Source organism: Bacteroides nordii (assembly GCF_019930665.1).
GTDB classification, from domain to species: domain Bacteria; phylum Bacteroidota; class Bacteroidia; order Bacteroidales; family Bacteroidaceae; genus Bacteroides; species Bacteroides nordii.
Genome location: NZ_CP082886.1, coordinates 4,064,249 through 4,079,966, shown reverse-complemented (window position 1 = coordinate 4,079,966; position 15,718 = coordinate 4,064,249). Strand labels below are relative to the sequence as shown.

General features: G+C 40.0%; 11 protein-coding genes. 4 read left to right on the top strand and 7 right to left on the bottom strand.

Going from position 1 to position 15,718, the window contains the following annotated elements; genetic code table 11:
- Window positions 1–70: 70 nt before the first annotated feature.
- From K8P02_RS16135 to K8P02_RS16115, 5 genes are all read right to left on the bottom strand, one after another.
- Window positions 71–3,934 (bottom strand): TIM-barrel domain-containing protein, encoded by a 3,864-nt coding sequence (locus K8P02_RS16135; protein WP_025867429.1) that lies wholly within the window; start codon window positions 3,932–3,934, stop codon window positions 71–73.
- A gap of 646 nt (window positions 3,935–4,580) precedes the next feature.
- On the bottom strand, window positions 4,581–5,393 hold the full coding sequence (locus K8P02_RS16130; RefSeq protein WP_226812517.1) for an IS3 family transposase: 813 nt from the start codon (window positions 5,391–5,393) through the stop codon (window positions 4,581–4,583).
- A 41-nt stretch (window positions 5,394–5,434) separates the two neighbouring features.
- Window positions 5,435–5,842 carry a hypothetical protein gene (locus K8P02_RS16125; protein ID WP_002558726.1) on the bottom strand — a complete coding sequence of 136 codons (408 nt, stop codon included), beginning with the start codon at window positions 5,840–5,842 and terminating at the stop codon, window positions 5,435–5,437.
- 395 nt (window positions 5,843–6,237) lie between these two features.
- Window positions 6,238–7,014: a hypothetical protein gene (locus K8P02_RS16120; RefSeq protein WP_223381522.1), complete on the bottom strand. Its 777-nt coding sequence runs from the start codon at window positions 7,012–7,014 to the stop codon at window positions 6,238–6,240.
- Window positions 7,011–9,071: an HD family phosphohydrolase gene (locus K8P02_RS16115; protein ID WP_025866941.1), complete on the bottom strand. Its 2,061-nt coding sequence runs from the start codon at window positions 9,069–9,071 to the stop codon at window positions 7,011–7,013. The genes K8P02_RS16120 and K8P02_RS16115 overlap by 4 nt, the downstream gene beginning before the upstream one ends.
- A gap of 94 nt (window positions 9,072–9,165) precedes the next feature.
- On the opposite strand from K8P02_RS16115, the gene gltX reads away from it, so the two are divergent.
- Entirely contained in the window at window positions 9,166–10,683 is a 1,518-nt protein-coding gene (gene gltX / locus K8P02_RS16110; protein WP_025866942.1) for a glutamate--tRNA ligase, read from the top strand.
- 17 nt (window positions 10,684–10,700) lie between these two features.
- Window positions 10,701–11,921, top strand: coding sequence for a 3-deoxy-D-manno-octulosonic acid transferase (locus K8P02_RS16105; protein WP_007487396.1), 1,221 nt, complete (start codon window positions 10,701–10,703; stop codon window positions 11,919–11,921).
- 131 nt (window positions 11,922–12,052) lie between these two features.
- Here K8P02_RS16105 and K8P02_RS16100 read toward each other — a convergent pair whose 3' ends face one another.
- Complete coding sequence (locus tag K8P02_RS16100) at window positions 12,053–12,574, bottom strand: gamma carbonic anhydrase family protein (protein WP_007487394.1); 522 nt, start codon at window positions 12,572–12,574, stop codon at window positions 12,053–12,055.
- 15 nt (window positions 12,575–12,589) lie between these two features.
- Window positions 12,590–14,371: an aminopeptidase P family protein gene (locus tag K8P02_RS16095; protein ID WP_025866943.1), complete on the bottom strand. Its 1,782-nt coding sequence runs from the start codon at window positions 14,369–14,371 to the stop codon at window positions 12,590–12,592.
- Window positions 14,372–14,560: 189 nt separating this feature from the next.
- Between K8P02_RS16095 and rpsU the strand changes: the two genes are divergently transcribed.
- The gene (rpsU, locus tag K8P02_RS16090) at window positions 14,561–14,752 is read left to right on the top strand and encodes a 30S ribosomal protein S21 (RefSeq protein WP_002558090.1); all 192 of its coding nucleotides are present in this window, start codon (window positions 14,561–14,563) and stop codon (window positions 14,750–14,752) included.
- A gap of 73 nt (window positions 14,753–14,825) precedes the next feature.
- Complete coding sequence (gene xerC / locus K8P02_RS16085; protein WP_007487392.1) at window positions 14,826–15,707, top strand: tyrosine recombinase XerC; 882 nt, start codon at window positions 14,826–14,828, stop codon at window positions 15,705–15,707.
- Window positions 15,708–15,718: the final 11 nt, after the last annotated feature.

Genomic DNA, 15,718 nt, shown 5'->3' with positions numbered 1-15,718 from the left:
ACTATTAGACCAAAAAAACGGTTGCACTTTATTCAAATGCAACCGTCTTTCAAAAGGGACAGTTTCTATTTTAAAAATCAACCTTTATAACATTCATATTCTTGTCTACTAATATTCCATCCTGAGCTTTCAGATTGAACTTTACAGCTCGTCTGGCTTTGAACTTTAAAATGATTAACTCTTCATTTCCTTCCAGGTAAGGCTTCTCTCCCAAGTTGACAAAAGTGGGATAAAGTGCTTTTGTCCCGTTGGTGTGTAACCGGTCGTAAGTAAGGTTTTTCATTTTTTTCATATTGGGAGTTTCTACTGCAACAAATTCCCAATCTTTTGTATCGTAAGGCAATGCAAAACTAAGAGCATTTACAGACTGTAAATCGATTCCTTTCACGATGACCTCCATAACTTCACCTGCATGATAGGTTTGTTTGGTAGTCCGGATACTCAGATTGCCTGCAACCGGAGGAGTAGCCTGTCTGCTTACTCCGTCTTCCAACTCAATGGCTACTGCGGAGATATCGTATGTATCGATTAATCCATTGTTGTTCAGGTCTCCTTTACTGACATAGTCGAAGTCGGCATCTCCTTTACGCAGGCCGGTATAGTTCATATAGGATGTCAGATCATTTTCATCCAGTTTTCCATCCAGGTTTATATCACCTGGGATGTAGCTTTCGGAACCGGGAACTTTGAATACATACAATTCGCGTCCGGAACCGAAATTACCTACGGCTTCGCTGACTGCAATTTTTATATATCGGACTACAGGCTGGTCTTTGAAAATGAATGTTTTTACGTCATTGCCTTGCCACTCAAATGTTCCGGCCTCCTGCCAGTCGACTTTATCCCTGCTGTAATATACAATACCTTTCTGTAGGGTTCCGTTACCTCCATTCTGACGGGGCAGGTATTCAAATTTATCTAATACGTTGATGCTTCTTAAGTCCATAATGAGTTCGAATGGGACGGCACTACTCTGCCATTTGGTGTGCCAGAGGTCAGATTCATCAAAATTGAACATTCTGTCAATTCCTTGTCTTCTTTGGTTCTCACAAGTCGTTTCGGCCTGGATACCTGTAATGGCAAATTCCAGTGGGTTGGATTTTGTGGTAGCTGTAATTGTACTCCAGTCTGATTTTCCATCTTTGTTTACAGCGCGTAGCTTGAATTCGTACGTTGTTTCGGGAGTCAGATCCTCAAACAACAGTTCCGTATCCCGGATGGTGGTGTAGTTCATGCCATTATATTCTATCTCATAATAATCGGCATTTTCTACTCTATCCCATGAAGGAGTAAGTGAATAAGGTCCTGTATGCGCTTCTGTTATTTGTATTTGGGGAGTTGTGAGTGTACCTGTGGATTGCAGATGGCGATTCGCTGGTTGGTATACAAATCCCTTAACTTCTACTTCTATGGGATTTACCGTAATATCGGTAGAGGCTAGTTTGATGTGTAAAACCGGATTTTTGGTAAGGATCATATTGGCAAAATCTGTTCCGGGAGTTGCAAACGAGTTCATATTTGGTGCAGCCTCGTAGTAATATACATTCTCTCCTTTATCGAAACTATCTGAGGAGTTTACCTCGACTAACTTCACCTTTTTATTCCCTTGTTTAGCTGTTATTTTTTGAGGTTTCGCAGTTACGTTTATTCTCAATATGGTTACTTTCTCTTTTTCCATTTCCGGAAAACTGCCACTAGTAGGGGCAATGGTAACTCTTACTCTGTCCTTGTCTACAGTCGAAGTTATCAGTGTTGCAGTTGCTGCTCCGTTGCGGTAAGCTTCGGTAGTACCGTCGTCGTCGTATTCGGTGAACGTGCTGTTTCCGTAGGGATACAAATCGTATATGCGTACGTGTTTATCTATTTGGTTCACATTGTTGTGAGGTTTTGTCATTGGCAGAATTGCTCCTTGTTTGATGAAAACCGGAAGCTTCCAGAGCGGAGTATCGAAATTGTTAATAATGCAATCTCCTGCATATTGTTCACCTGTGAAATAGTCGATCCAGTTTCCTTCCGGAAGATAAATACCATTTCGTACGTCGTTACCTTCTTTATCTGCCTTCGTATTTTGGTAGATGGGGGCTACCAGTACGGACGGGCCATACATAAACTGATAACGGGTAGCTGTTCCCAAAGTATATTTGTTGGGATATTCGAGAAACATAGCCCGAATCATTGGCTTTCCATTTATTGCTTCTTTGGCGATACTATAGGCATAGGGCATGAATTCGGATTTCATTTTCAGATACCAGCGGTTGATAGAAGCTGCCGGCTCGCCCAGGATATGCGGATATTTGGGATTGGCTCCCCATCCGTCCATATTCAATTGCATCGGAGTGAAAGTTTTCCATTGGAAATCGCGTACATTGACCGGTACATTTTTTCCTCCGAATATGCCATCCATATCCGAACAAATGTTCGGTTGTCCCGAAAGACCGGAACCTATATAAGTCGGGATGTGGAAACGGATATATTCCCATTCACCGCCGGTCTGGTCGCCTGACCATATACCGGCATAGCGCTGGGTACCTGCCCAGCCATCCAGTGAAATAATGAAAGGACGGGCATTGTTACCATAATAAGGCATGATGGCACCTACATCTGCTACGCCATTTAGTCCGAATGAATAACCTGCACCTACCCATGCGACATCGGTTTTCAGTACGCGTACACCGGCATCGCGCACCTCTTTTACAATATCACGTTGCAGGAGGGCTTCGATACCTGCTTTGGGGTGTAAATCAGATTGTGTCCACAGGCCAATTTCAACTCCATGTTTGCGTGCATAATCACCGAACTCTTTTAAATTCTGTATGTTTCCATCCAGTGTTCCGGTTTGCCCGTATCCTGCACCATAGCCATCATTAGGAAGAACCCATCCCAGTGGCATGTCATATGCATTATAGCGGTCGATGACGGCACGGGCTGAGAACTGATAATTGTTTTTTTCACCATTCAGTGATTCTTTAATCCCTCCATTGTCTTTTTGGCTTTCTTTATATTTTTTGCCATCCTCAAAAAGAATACCCTTTTCGTCTTCTTTCCAATAGTCGCGATTGTAGGCATTCAGATGACCTTCATAAAATCCGAATTTGGGTAACAGGACCGGGTTGCCGGTCAGCTGGTAAAAATCGTTCAATAAAGCTACCGGAGTACTATTTATCATGAAAAATAAATCCAGATAGTCCGTATCATGAGATAGTTGTACGATACCTTTTTGTGTAGCCCCAAAATCGTATTTACCTTTTTTGAATGTATGCCACATTATTCCGTATCCGTTTGTCGACCAGTAGTAGGGGGTTGGTGAAGCCACTCCGCCATCTGTCCAATTATTCGTGTTTTCGATGGCAATAATCTTTCCTTTATGTGAAAATCGTCCGTTTTGTACTCCACCACCATAAAAATATTCTTCAGGACTTTCTTTCAATGAAAGTTTGGTATGCTTACCGGAAAACTCTACCGGTGCCGTGGTTTCTGTTATTACTTTGTTCTCTATAAGGTTTATTATCTTAAATAATCCCGTCTGCTTGTCTATGGATATCCGGACGCGATTAGTGGCAATGTCAATGGTTCCGTTTTTATCGCTCAATGTTATTTGTCCTGCTTGTCTTCGGGGAGTGTTAACTAAGATCTGTGCTTCCGGGCTTGCCTGAGGATCGCGGATGATACCTCCGGAGTTATCCTGAAACATACGGAAAATGTTAGCTCCATAAAAATCGATATTCAGGAGCGTAGTGTCAGAGCGCAAAACCTCTACGGTAGTGAGGTTAATCATTCGTGCACTCGTAATGGCTGGCTGATGGTGGGATACTACTTGGGATAAGTTTGTTTTTTTACATAGAGCATGCATTGTAATGGGTGCATGGCTTAATGAAATTGTTAGAGCCAGAAAGACTACTCTACTCTGTCTCATACCTCGAAACGTTTTTTTCATGATCGTTTTGTGTATTGAATTAAATTTCTGTATTTTACATTTTTCTACTAAAATACAAGATAAAAAACATAGAAAATTAGATGCTACAAAAATAATGCTCTATTTTATTTTTGAAAATTATTCTGCACATGTTTTTTCTTTGTATACAATTATTGTCTTATTTTAGCAGTCTGGCTGGCTTGTCATTCATTGTTTATCTTAAATATAAATTTCTTATCACTTTATGATGGGTGTTTTGTAATTTGTTGATAACCAGTGCTTTTGGAGGTGTACATTTTAGTTATGCAAGAATGTACAACCTTGCACTGTAAGAATGTACATTCTTGTTATATAAAAGTGTACACTCTTATCATGCAGGGAGCTACATTATGACTATGCCTGTATTCACTTTACACATTTTGGTTAATATCTACTGTTTTCCTTCACAGTTTCTTGATTGTTTTACTGTTTCACTTTACACCTTCAGGAATACCTTATTGATTATCTTACCTGCTCGTCTTTCCGATCATAAATCAATACATCCCATAAACAGTGTATTTTTCCAGCTTCTAAATTAGCTATTTATTGACTATCCTGCAAATCATATTATGAAAAACACCGCGGCGGTTCGCCTTAGCGGCTGGAGGCGCGAAGCCTCCAAAGAGCGTTAAGCGGCTACACTTGCTCTCATAGCTTTGGGCGTTTTCATGTTATTGCTCATATGTGGTCGCACATTATTGTAGAAGTCAATGATTTCCGTTATCTTACTTCTAGCTTCAACAATGTCTTTTGGACGTTTCTGACGGTATAGCCACTCCTGTTTAATAATACCATTAACCCGCTCGGCTATCGCATTGTCAGTAGGGTTACTATCTTCCGTCATGCTGATAGAGATTTGCATTTCTTTCAATCTCTCAACATATCTGTTACAACAATACTGTGATCCTCTGTCAGAATGATGAATCAATTTACTGAAATCGGTATCAGGAAACATAGCAATAGCTTGATTAAGTGCTTCTAAAGTGTTATCTGCAACGAGACTACCGGATAGGATCCAACCCACTATTTCATGAGTAAAGGCATCTGTAAGCAAGTGGAGATAGCAAACACCGGCATCTGTTTCAATATAAGTAATATCTGCCACCCATAAACGATTTAAAGTCTTTGGCTTATAGTCTTTTATCAGGTTTTTATACTTCCGATAGTTATGGTTGGAGTTGGTAGTATGACGCCTTTTCAAAGGAGAAAGCATGAGACCTTTGCGACGGAGCAGGTTATAAAAACTGTCCCGCCCCATCAACTTCCCCTCATATACTTCCTTTAGGATCAGAAATAACTTATAGGCACCAATACCGGGTGCTGATGACCTGATTTCGCGTACAAGTTGGGCGACTTTGACCTCCGTGAGAATACGGTCTGAAAGTACTTGCGTACTTACTGAATAATACCCTTCTCTACTCTTACCAAACAGTGAGCACAGGCTTCCGATGGAAATCTTTGGATGCCTGTGCCGAAGGGTATTTACTGCTTGGCGCCAGCTTTTTTTAATAAATCGATGCCGTATTCTTCACGACCGATTTTTAAGACTTCAGACAGAGCCTCATTGCGAAGTTCGGAGTATTCCAAAGCTTTACGAAGACGAAGTAACTCCGCCTGCAACTCTTCTTCCTTAGATAAGGAAGAGGTTACTTGGGACTTTTTTTCTTTCGCTTTGCGCATCGTTTCTATTTGAGATAATAAATCCTGGGACAAAGATAAGTCTTTTGCAGACAATATCAAGGCTTTTTCCCATCTGTAAATACTCCCATGAACCAAACCATCTCGCTGCTCGATGAAATATTTGGTCAAACCAGAACGATAATAATCACTTAATACTTTAAGTTTAAAATCTAAACTATACCTACAACGAGGAGATACTTTACTTGCCATATGAATTTTTATAATGTTAAAACGGTGTAAAGTAAAACTGTATTAAGTCATTAAATCTCAAGTTCATAATGTTGGTAGATGTTAATTACAATATTCAGTGAAAATTTACGAGGCTTTTGTGATTCTATGTAAACTCTTATGGATATTCATACCGTTTGTCGTAGAGGAAAGAGACGTTTCTCTACGACAAATAGGGTGAAACCCGTAGAGAAACGAAGCGTTCCTCTATGAGGAAAAAAGTTTATTCAATGTGTTGATATACAGTGTTTTATGGAGAGGCTTAATTGTAGTGTTTTTTGGGGGGTAAGAGTTGCTTTTAGATTTCTCAGCTTATTCACTGTTTTTTATGTTTACAAACTGTAATGTGCTATTTATTTGGATATTCATTGTGAGAACTAATGTTTGCTATAGTTATCCTGATAGTAACGTTTATCTGTCTCTATGTAGCAGGTAGTATCAATACCAGCCTGAAGCAAGTGTTCTGTAATTTCTTTCAGTTTTCTACGCGGAACCCTTCCTATATAATACAGATAATAGTTATAGTCCTGGTCCAATACCTCCATATTGTAGGTAAAGGTCCGTTCACGGGCATAGTCAAAGTTTACTTTCCGCAGGCTACTATAAGGAAAAGTCACGGTTCGCCCGATGCTATGTACCGTAAGGCTATCATTATCAAGAGTCAGATATCCAAAGCGGGTGAGCAATGCATACAACAGAAAAGTACTGAGGATAAGGGAGAGTATTCCCGGAATAATTCCCCATAATATGCCTGACACAATCATCTTGCATCCTAATATTGCAAATACGATAAATAAAGGAGCAAAATAAAGGAGGTACAATGACGAACGGCGGTATTTCTTTTCCGGGATGGTTATCCCTGCTTCTCTTTTTCCTGGTTTATAGTTCTCGAAAGGTATTTCCCGGGATAACAAATAGTGGATAACGGCTGTTGGATGGCGATATAAAGGAAGGTAGATCGCTTTTGTTGTACCTTTATTCAAATGTAAAGTGAGTACTCCGGCGCCATATTTGTCTTTTGATATCAGGTTACTTTTACGTGGCATCTGATAATATCGTTTCATAAAACTAAAACTCCCGATATCGTGAAACCCTATACCGTTACGTTGCAACAGCTTTTCGGCCTGTTTTTGTTCCTTTGATGTCATTTTCATTTTTTTAATTCCGGATAACTGATACGTGTGTGGTAAATTGTTTTCAATTTTTCTTTGAATACAGCTTTTACAGTTGCGATATCCTTGAAAGTGATGGGGCATTCTTTGAAATATCCCTCCTCAATCTGAGAATCGATTATCTTTTCTACCAGGTTGCTGATACTTTCTTCCGTGTATTCGGGCAAACTGCGTGAAGCTGCCTCTACGGCGTCCGCCATCATCAGTATAGCAGTTTCTTTAGAGAAAGGGTTTGGACCCGGATAGGTGAACTTTTCATCATCAGGTTCTTCATCGGGATGTTCGTTTTTCCAGGATATGTAGAAGAACTTTGTTTTACCTCGTCCGTGATGAGTGCTGATGAAATCTTTTATAACTTTCGGAAGATTATGTTTTTCTGCCAGCTTTAGTCCGTCTGTTACATGATTGATGACGACTTGTGCACTTTGTTCGTAATTCAGATTTTTGTGTGGGTTAATTCCTCCGGATTGATTCTCTGTGAAGAATGCCGGATTTTCCATTTTGCCGATGTCGTGATACAAGGCTCCGGTTCGTACTAACTGGCTTTTTGCTCCAATGCGGATGGCGGCCTCTGCGGCAAGATTGGCTACTTGCATAGAGTGCTGGAATGTACCGGGGACTGTTTCAGACATTTGGCGAAGCAGATCATTATTGATATTTGATAATTCCACCAGAGTTACATTGGAAGTGAATCCGAATGTCTTTTCCAGAAGGAACAATAATGGATAAGCAAATAATAGTAAAATGCCATTAATAATAAAATAGGTATACATTCTTACGTTTAACTTCGCGAGGTCATTTTCTGTTATCAGTTCAAATGCAAAGTAAACGGCTGCGTAAGTGAGTATTACTAAGACAGCAGTTCGAAACAGTTGAGACCTTTGTGAAAGTTCCCGCAAACTGAAGATAGCCACCAGACCTGCCGCCAGTTGTGTTAATATAAATTCATGAGGAAACCGCAACGCTATCGAACAAATCAATATTGTAATGACATGCGTCAGAAAAGCGGTTCGGGAATCGAGAAATACCCGTATGATAATGGGAAGCATGGCATATGGCAGGATATACACATTAAATATACTGTGCGTCACCATTAGTGCAGTGATTACGCTGTAGAATACAATTAATATAAATAGTAGGGATAAACTGCCTTTTCGTTGATAGTAGTCTTTCCGGAAGAGCTCCAGATAAAGCATAAAGCAAAGAGTGAGAATACTGACAAAGAGTATTTGACCTGCCAGTATAAGTTGTTTCTGTCCCAATGATTCACTTCGTTTAATCGACTCTTTTCGGAGAGATTCTAAGATACTGTATGTTTTCGGACTGACTATTTCACCACGGTCAATGATTTTTTGTCCGCTCACTACCACTCCACTGGTCCATGAATAGTTGTCCAGGATGTCTTCTTTTACCGTTTGTGTGCGTTTTTGGTCATAAGTCAGGTTAGGGGATATGTATTCGTTGAGAGCACATTGACGCAAAATGTCCCTGTTGTAATGAGCTGTATCTGCAGAAAGCAGATGTTCGTATGCTTCTTTTAAAGTATAGATATTGGCGGTAAGTTGTGATTCGGCCATTTTATCATCTATCTTCATAATGGCTGTCGTACTGTCTTTATCCAGTTTTTGAGCATCTTCTGTCGAAACAATGCCGGCAGCATAAATATCTTTCAACGTTCGTTCGATGTAACGGATATAATCATAGGAAGGCAGAATTCCTTTAAGATGATTCTGATAATTCTCCTTTAACTTGATGAGTGCATCTTTTTCTACATCCTTATTTGATTGATAATAAGGCTGAAAGGAAGCAAGCAGACTATCCTGCTCCCGTTTTACTACTGCATCATCTTTATAAATAGGAAAGCCGAATGTAGCTATCAGTTGCCCGTATCTCCAAGGTTTGTTAGTGTCAAACTGATAGTTGAATTTGTTATCGCGGGGTAGGAAGTATACAATAACTGCTACCGTAGCTACAAATATCAGTGCTTTGTATAACAAATCTCTGTAAGAGAAGCTGTTTTTTTTCTTGAGATGATTCATATCCTCTGAATTTTTTGCGAAAAGTACAAAAAAAAACAATCGTGTGGAAAAAAAAGTTTAATTTTGCCACGATTTACCTATACTAACGCAAATTATGGCAGAAAGAAAAGTAAGAGTTCGCTTTGCTCCGAGTCCTACGGGAGCATTGCACATCGGTGGTGTGCGTACAGCTTTGTATAATTATCTCTTTGCTCGTCAGCATGGAGGGGATATGATTTTCCGCATTGAAGATACTGATTCAAACCGTTTTGTACCCGGTGCGGAAGAATATATCCTTGAGTCTTTCAAATGGCTTGGAATTCATTTTGATGAAGGAGTCAGTTTTGGAGGAGAGCATGGACCATACCGTCAATCTGAACGCCGCGAAATATACAAGAAGTATGTAAAAATATTGCTGGACAATGGCAAGGCCTATATTGCTTTTGATACTCCCGAAGAGTTGGATGCTAAGCGTGCTGAAATAGCAAATTTTCAGTATGATGCTTCTACACGGGGTATGATGCGTAATTCACTGACTCTTTCAAAAGATGAAGTCGATGCGTTGATTGCTGAAGGCAAACAATATGTGGTTCGTTTTAAAATAGAACCCAATGAGGATGTACATGTCAATGATCTCATTCGGGGGGAAGTGATTATTAATTCATCTATTCTGGATGATAAAGTACTTTATAAATCGGCCGATGAACTTCCCACTTATCATCTGGCAAACATTGTGGACGACCATTTGATGGAAGTTTCTCATGTGATCCGTGGTGAAGAATGGTTGCCTTCTGCACCTTTGCACGTATTGCTATACCTTGCTTTTGGATGGGAAGATACAATGCCTGCATTTGCTCACCTGCCTTTGTTGCTTAAACCTGAAGGTAATGGTAAATTGAGTAAACGCGATGGTGACCGTCTTGGTTTTCCGGTATTTCCACTCGAATGGCACGACCCAAAGACGGGTGAGGCGTCATCAGGTTATCGTGAAGCCGGTTATCTGCCTGAGGCAGTGATTAATTTCCTTGCTTTGTTGGGATGGAATCCGGGTAATGATCAGGAAGTGATGTCTATGGATGAACTAATCCGGCTTTTTGATTTGCATCGTTGCAGTAAGTCGGGTGCTAAATTTGACTATAAAAAAGGCATCTGGTTCAACCATCAGTATATTCAACAGAAATCCAATGAGGAAATAGCCGGACTCTTTATTCCTATCCTGAAAGAGCATGGTGTGGAAGCTCCTTTTGAAAAGGTGGTGACTGTGGTAGGTATGATGAAAGACCGTGTAAGTTTTGTTCGTGAGTTATGGGATGTTTGCAGCTTTTTCTTTGTTGCACCTGCGGAATATGACGAAAAGACGGTGAAAAAACGCTGGAAGGAAGATTCTGCTAAGTGCATGACCGAGTTGGCAGAAGTGCTGGCTGGCATTGATGATTTCAGCATTGAAGGACAAGAGAAAATTGTGATGGACTGGATTGCGGAAAAGGAGTATCATACCGGCAATATTATGAATGCATTCCGTCTGACATTGGTTGGAGAAGGCAAAGGCCCGCATATGTTCGATATTTCCTGGGTATTGGGTAAGGAAGAAACAGTGGCTCGTATGAAGCGTGCCGTAGAGGTTCTGAAGTAATACAATACATACACGATATGCTCTACGATCTGGCAATAGTCATTTACGACATTGTAGTCCATCTGGCCGCTCCATTTAGTCGGAAACCCCGAAAAATGATGAAAGGCCATTGGGTGGTGTATGAACTTCTCCGTCAGCAGGTGGAGAAGGATGCCCGTTATATATGGTTTCATGCTGCATCTTTAGGTGAGTTTGAACAGGGACGGCCTCTTATTGAAAAAATCAGGGAAAAATATCCGGATTATAAGATACTTCTTACCTTTTTTTCTCCTTCGGGATATGAAGTACGTAAGAACTATCGCGGAGCGGATATTGTTTGCTATTTACCATTCGATAAACCTCGTAATGTGAAGAAGTTCCTGGATATTGTGAATCCTTGTATGGCATTTTTCATAAAATATGAATTCTGGAAGAACTATCTGGATGAAATGCATAAACGCCGTATTCCGATATATAGTGTTTCTTCTATTTTTCGTAGGGATCAGATATTTTTTAAATGGTATGGTGGAACGTATCGTGATGTACTGAAAGATTTCGATCATCTGTTTGTGCAGAATGAAACCTCGAAACGGTATTTGTCAAAGATCGGTATTACACGTGTGACAGTAGTAGGTGATACTCGCTTTGACCGTGTGTTGCAAATACGTGAAGAGGCAAAAGATTTGCCATTGGTCAAGATGTTTAAGGGGCAGTCGTTGACTTTTGTCGCCGGAAGTTCCTGGGGACCTGATGAAGATCTGTTTCTGGAATATTTCAATACTCATCCGGAAATGAAACTTATTATTGCTCCGCATGTTATTGATGAAAATCATTTGGTAGAAATTATCAGTAAATTGAAACGGCCATATGTGCGCTATACCCGTGCTGACGAAAAAAATGTGTTGAAAGCGGACTGCCTGTTAATAGACTGCTATGGATTGTTATCGTCTATTTATCGTTATGGAGAGATTGCTTATATCGGAGGTGGTTTTGGAGTAGGTATCCATAATACACTGGAAGCTGCTGTTTATGGTATTCCCGTCATATTTGGTCCTAGGTATCAGAAGTTTATGGAGGCTATGCAATTATTGGAAGCAAAAGGCGCCTATTCTATCAAGGATTATGAAGAGTTGAAAACTTTGTTGGATAAGATGTTTTCTGATGAGGTTTTTCTGCGCGAGACCGGAGCCAATGCCGGATATTACGTTACAAGTAATGCCGGGGCAACCGACCGGATACTACATATGATTAACTTTTAGTAGGAGCTTGCTTAAATTTTGCTCAAAACGAACTGAGTAAAAACTTTTGTGAGGAAAGTTTAAAACAGGTTTTAAGTTGGTATATAAAAAAAAAGTGAGAGATAACTTTTTACGGGTTATCTCTCACTTTTTTATTCTTTTTCCTTATACCAGGAAGAGTACATCAGGTAGTTGTGAGCTATTTTTTGATTTAGCTCTTTTGCTTGCTCCGGATCTACCTTTTTTATAAACTTGGCAGGTACACCTCCCCATATACTCCCGGGTTCAATAATGGTATTGCTTAATACTAATGAACCTGCTGCTACGATGGCACCTTCACCAATTACAGTGTGATCGAGTAGGGTAGAGCCCATTCCTATTAAGGCATAGTCTTTTACGGTGGCTCCGTGAATTGTTACATTGTGGCCTACTGAAACATGATCACCAATTTCGATGGTTGATTTTTCATATAAGGTGTGTAGTACACTTCCATCCTGTATGTTCACTCCGTTACCTATACGGATAGAATTTACATCACCGCGCAACACGGTACTGAACCATATACTACAGTCACGTCCCATTTTTACGTCGCCGATGATCACAGCATTATCAGCGAGAAAGCAGTTCTCGCCTATTTCAGGGATAAATCCTCTAACTGATTTTATTAAAGCCATATTTCTCTATAATTATTAAATTGCTGCTGTTGCTTCCTGTAACCATTTCTTTTCTTCCTCGTTTAAATCCGGTGATAGTTTTTCGTACACTTTTTGATGATATGTATTCAGCCATGACACCTCTTCGGTGGTTAGCATCTCTTTGATGATTCCCTTTTTGCAAATAGGGCAGAGGGTGATTGTTTCAAATTCCAGATAATCGCCAAACATTCCTTCGCCTGCCTTGCGTACCAGTGTCAGATTCTCTGTGCGGATACCATGGCTTCCGGCTTTGTATACTCCCGGTTCGTTGGATGTCACCATGCCGGGCTGGAGAATAACAGGGTTTTCATTCATACGAATACTTTGTGGTCCTTCGTGTACACTGAGGAAGTGACCTACACCATGGCCGGTACCGTGCAGAAAGTTCATTTTATGTTGCCATATCGGCATTCGTGCCAAGACGTCCAGTTGGGCTCCGCGGGTTCCTGTAGGAAACTTAGCCATGGCGAGTGCTATGTGCCCTTTGAGTATCAATGTATAATCAATCTTCTCTTCCTCGGTCAACTCGCCTAAGGCAATGGTACGGGTAATATCTGTTGTGCCATCTAGATACTGTGCACCCGAATCCAAAAGTAAAAAGCCTTTCGGAAGTAAGGTTGCATCTGTCTCTAAGGTAGCTGAGTAATGTACGATTGCTCCGTGTTCTTTGTACCCGGCAATGGTGTCAAAACTTTCACCCATGTAAAGCGCTTGGGCAGCACGGTATTCATGTAGCTTTTTATCTATAGTGAGTTCTGTTTCCAATCCTGAAGGTACTACCTCCTCCAACCATTTAAGGAAACGTACCAATGCCACTCCATCTCGTTGCATTGCAGCATGAATTCCGGCAATCTCCTGTTCGTTGCGGACTGCTTTTAGTAATGTTATGGGCGATTCTCCATAAATGATATTGCAAGCTGGATTTATTGCCGAATAGATGGCATAATTCGTTTTGGACGGATTAAGTAACAAGCTTTTTATGTTCAATTTTCTCAGATAATTCTCAACTTCATCATAAGGTTGTATGTTTATCTGTTGCGCTTTCAGGTAATTTCCTACCTCTTCGGTTATTTTTTCTGATGAGATGAAATAAGTTATATTGTTTTGTGTAATCAGTAAATAGCTGATGACTACCGGATTGCAATGTACATCACTTCCTCTGAGGTTTAGAGTCCAGGCTATTTCGTCCAGGCTTGAAAGGAATAAACCATCTGTTCCCTGCATTTTTAATTTTGTACGGATTGCCTCAATTTTTTCCTGACAACTTTTTCCTGCATATTTGAGTTCGTATATGAAAGCAGGTGTATTGGGCATGCCTGGGCGTTCTTTCCATATTTCTACTGATAGATCACCACAGATTTCCAAATGAATGTTTTCGGCTTCGAGCTTTCTTCTCATTTGTTCTACCTGCTCCACTGAAAACATTTTTCCATCGATACCTATCGTCTCTCCAGGTTTGATATTTTGGCATAAAAAATCTGTAATTGTGGGCGTTTCCGGCAACATCTCTTTATATAAAGTAATGTCTGTACCTTCCAATTGTTGGGCAGCCTGCAAAAAATATCGGGAGTCTGTCCATAATCCGGCTTTATCATCCAGTATAACTACTGTTCCGGCTGAACCGGTGAAACCTGAAATCCATTCACGTATTTTCCAGTGCGGAGCTACATATTCACTGAGATGCGGATCGGTACTTGGGATAATGAAGGCACTAATTGATTTGCTTTTGAGGATCAATCGCAGTGCTTGTATGCGTTCGTTAATCGTTTGCTTCATATTAATATAGGTATTATAAGTTTCCCCCAAAGGTACTATTTTTCTTCGGAAATAGCTTGTAAGGTGATGCATATGCACCGATTTTGAGAAATAATTGCCGAAAGTTTTGTGAATAAAGAAAGTATGTGTAATTTTGCGGCGCAATTTGACTGCGGAAATTTTAAACCATAACATATTAATAGTAATAAAATGATTGTAGTACCTGTAAAAGAAGGCGAAAACATTGAAAAAGCGCTGAAGAAGTTTAAGAGAAAATTTGAAAAAACCGGTATCGTTAAAGAATTAAGAAGCAGACAGCAGTTTGATAAACCTTCTGTGACTAAAAGACTTAAGAAAGAACGTGCCGTTTATGTTCAGCAACTTCAGCAAGTAGAAGATTAATAATTCGTAATTTCCTTTGAATTATTGATTTCTTTTCATATATTCGTTGCAAAATTATAGATGTAACGATGTTATGTTGACAGACTCTTTTCTTGATTATCTCCGGTATGAGCGGAATTATTCTGAAAAAACCGTTTTAGCTTACGGTGAAGATATTTCTCAACTAAAGGAGTTCGCTCAGGATGAGATTGGAGAGTTTAATCCAATAGAAGTAAAACCTGAACTTATTCGTGAATGGATTGTTTCGTTGATGGATAAGGGGTATACTTCGACTTCTGTAAATCGTAAACTAAGTTCGCTCCGGTCGTTCTATAAATTCCTTTTAAAACGAGGTGAGGTAGTGGTGGATCCGTTACGAAAAATAACAGGTCCAAAAAACAAAAAGCCCCTTCCTTCTTTTTTGAAAGAGAACGAAATGGATAAATTATTGGATGAGACGGATTTTGGTGAGGGATTTAAAGGATGTCGGGATCATTTGATTATTGAAATGTTTTATGCTACTGGCATGAGGCTTTCGGAATTGATTGGTCTTGATGATGTGGATGTGGATTTTTCAGCTTCTCTGTTGAAAGTGACGGGAAAGAGGAATAAACAGCGCCTGATTCCTTTTGGTGAAGAGCTGAAGGAAGAAATGCGTAAATATGTCGATGTACGAAACGGGCAGATTCAAAAAGTGTCTGATGCTTTTTTTGTAAAAGAGAATGGCGAACGGCTTTATAAAAATCTGGTCTATAATTTAGTGAAACGGAACCTATCAAAGGTGGTGACGCTTAAAAAGAGAAGTCCTCATGTGTTAAGGCATACATTTGCTACAACAATGCTGAATAATGAAGCGGAGTTGGGAGCTGTTAAAGAACTTCTTGGGCATAGTAGTTTGGCTACTACTGAAATTTATACGCACACTACTTTTGAGGAACTTAAAAAAGTGTATAAACAAGCTCATCCACGAGCTTAAAAAAGGAGGTA

What these genes read in the sequence shown, in the direction of transcription:
- K8P02_RS16095 (WP_025866943.1), bottom strand. Translation starts at nt 14,371, where the DNA reads ATGAAGCAAACGATTAACGAACGCATACAAGCACTGCGATTGATCCTC.
- K8P02_RS16115 (WP_025866941.1), bottom strand. Translation starts at nt 9,071, where the DNA reads ATGAATCATCTCAAGAAAAAAAACAGCTTCTCTTACAGAGATTTGTTA.
- K8P02_RS16135 (WP_025867429.1), bottom strand. Translation starts at nt 3,934, where the DNA reads ATGAAAAAAACGTTTCGAGGTATGAGACAGAGTAGAGTAGTCTTTCTG.
- K8P02_RS16120 (WP_223381522.1), bottom strand. Translation starts at nt 7,014, where the DNA reads ATGAAAATGACATCAAAGGAACAAAAACAGGCCGAAAAGCTGTTGCAA.
- rpsU (WP_002558090.1), top strand. Translation starts at nt 14,561, where the DNA reads ATGATTGTAGTACCTGTAAAAGAAGGCGAAAACATTGAAAAAGCGCTG.
- gltX (WP_025866942.1), top strand. Translation starts at nt 9,166, where the DNA reads ATGGCAGAAAGAAAAGTAAGAGTTCGCTTTGCTCCGAGTCCTACGGGA.
- K8P02_RS16105 (WP_007487396.1), top strand. Translation starts at nt 10,701, where the DNA reads ATGCTCTACGATCTGGCAATAGTCATTTACGACATTGTAGTCCATCTG.
- K8P02_RS16100 (WP_007487394.1), bottom strand. Translation starts at nt 12,574, where the DNA reads ATGGCTTTAATAAAATCAGTTAGAGGATTTATCCCTGAAATAGGCGAG.
- K8P02_RS16125 (WP_002558726.1), bottom strand. Translation starts at nt 5,842, where the DNA reads ATGGCAAGTAAAGTATCTCCTCGTTGTAGGTATAGTTTAGATTTTAAA.
- xerC (WP_007487392.1), top strand. Translation starts at nt 14,826, where the DNA reads ATGTTGACAGACTCTTTTCTTGATTATCTCCGGTATGAGCGGAATTAT.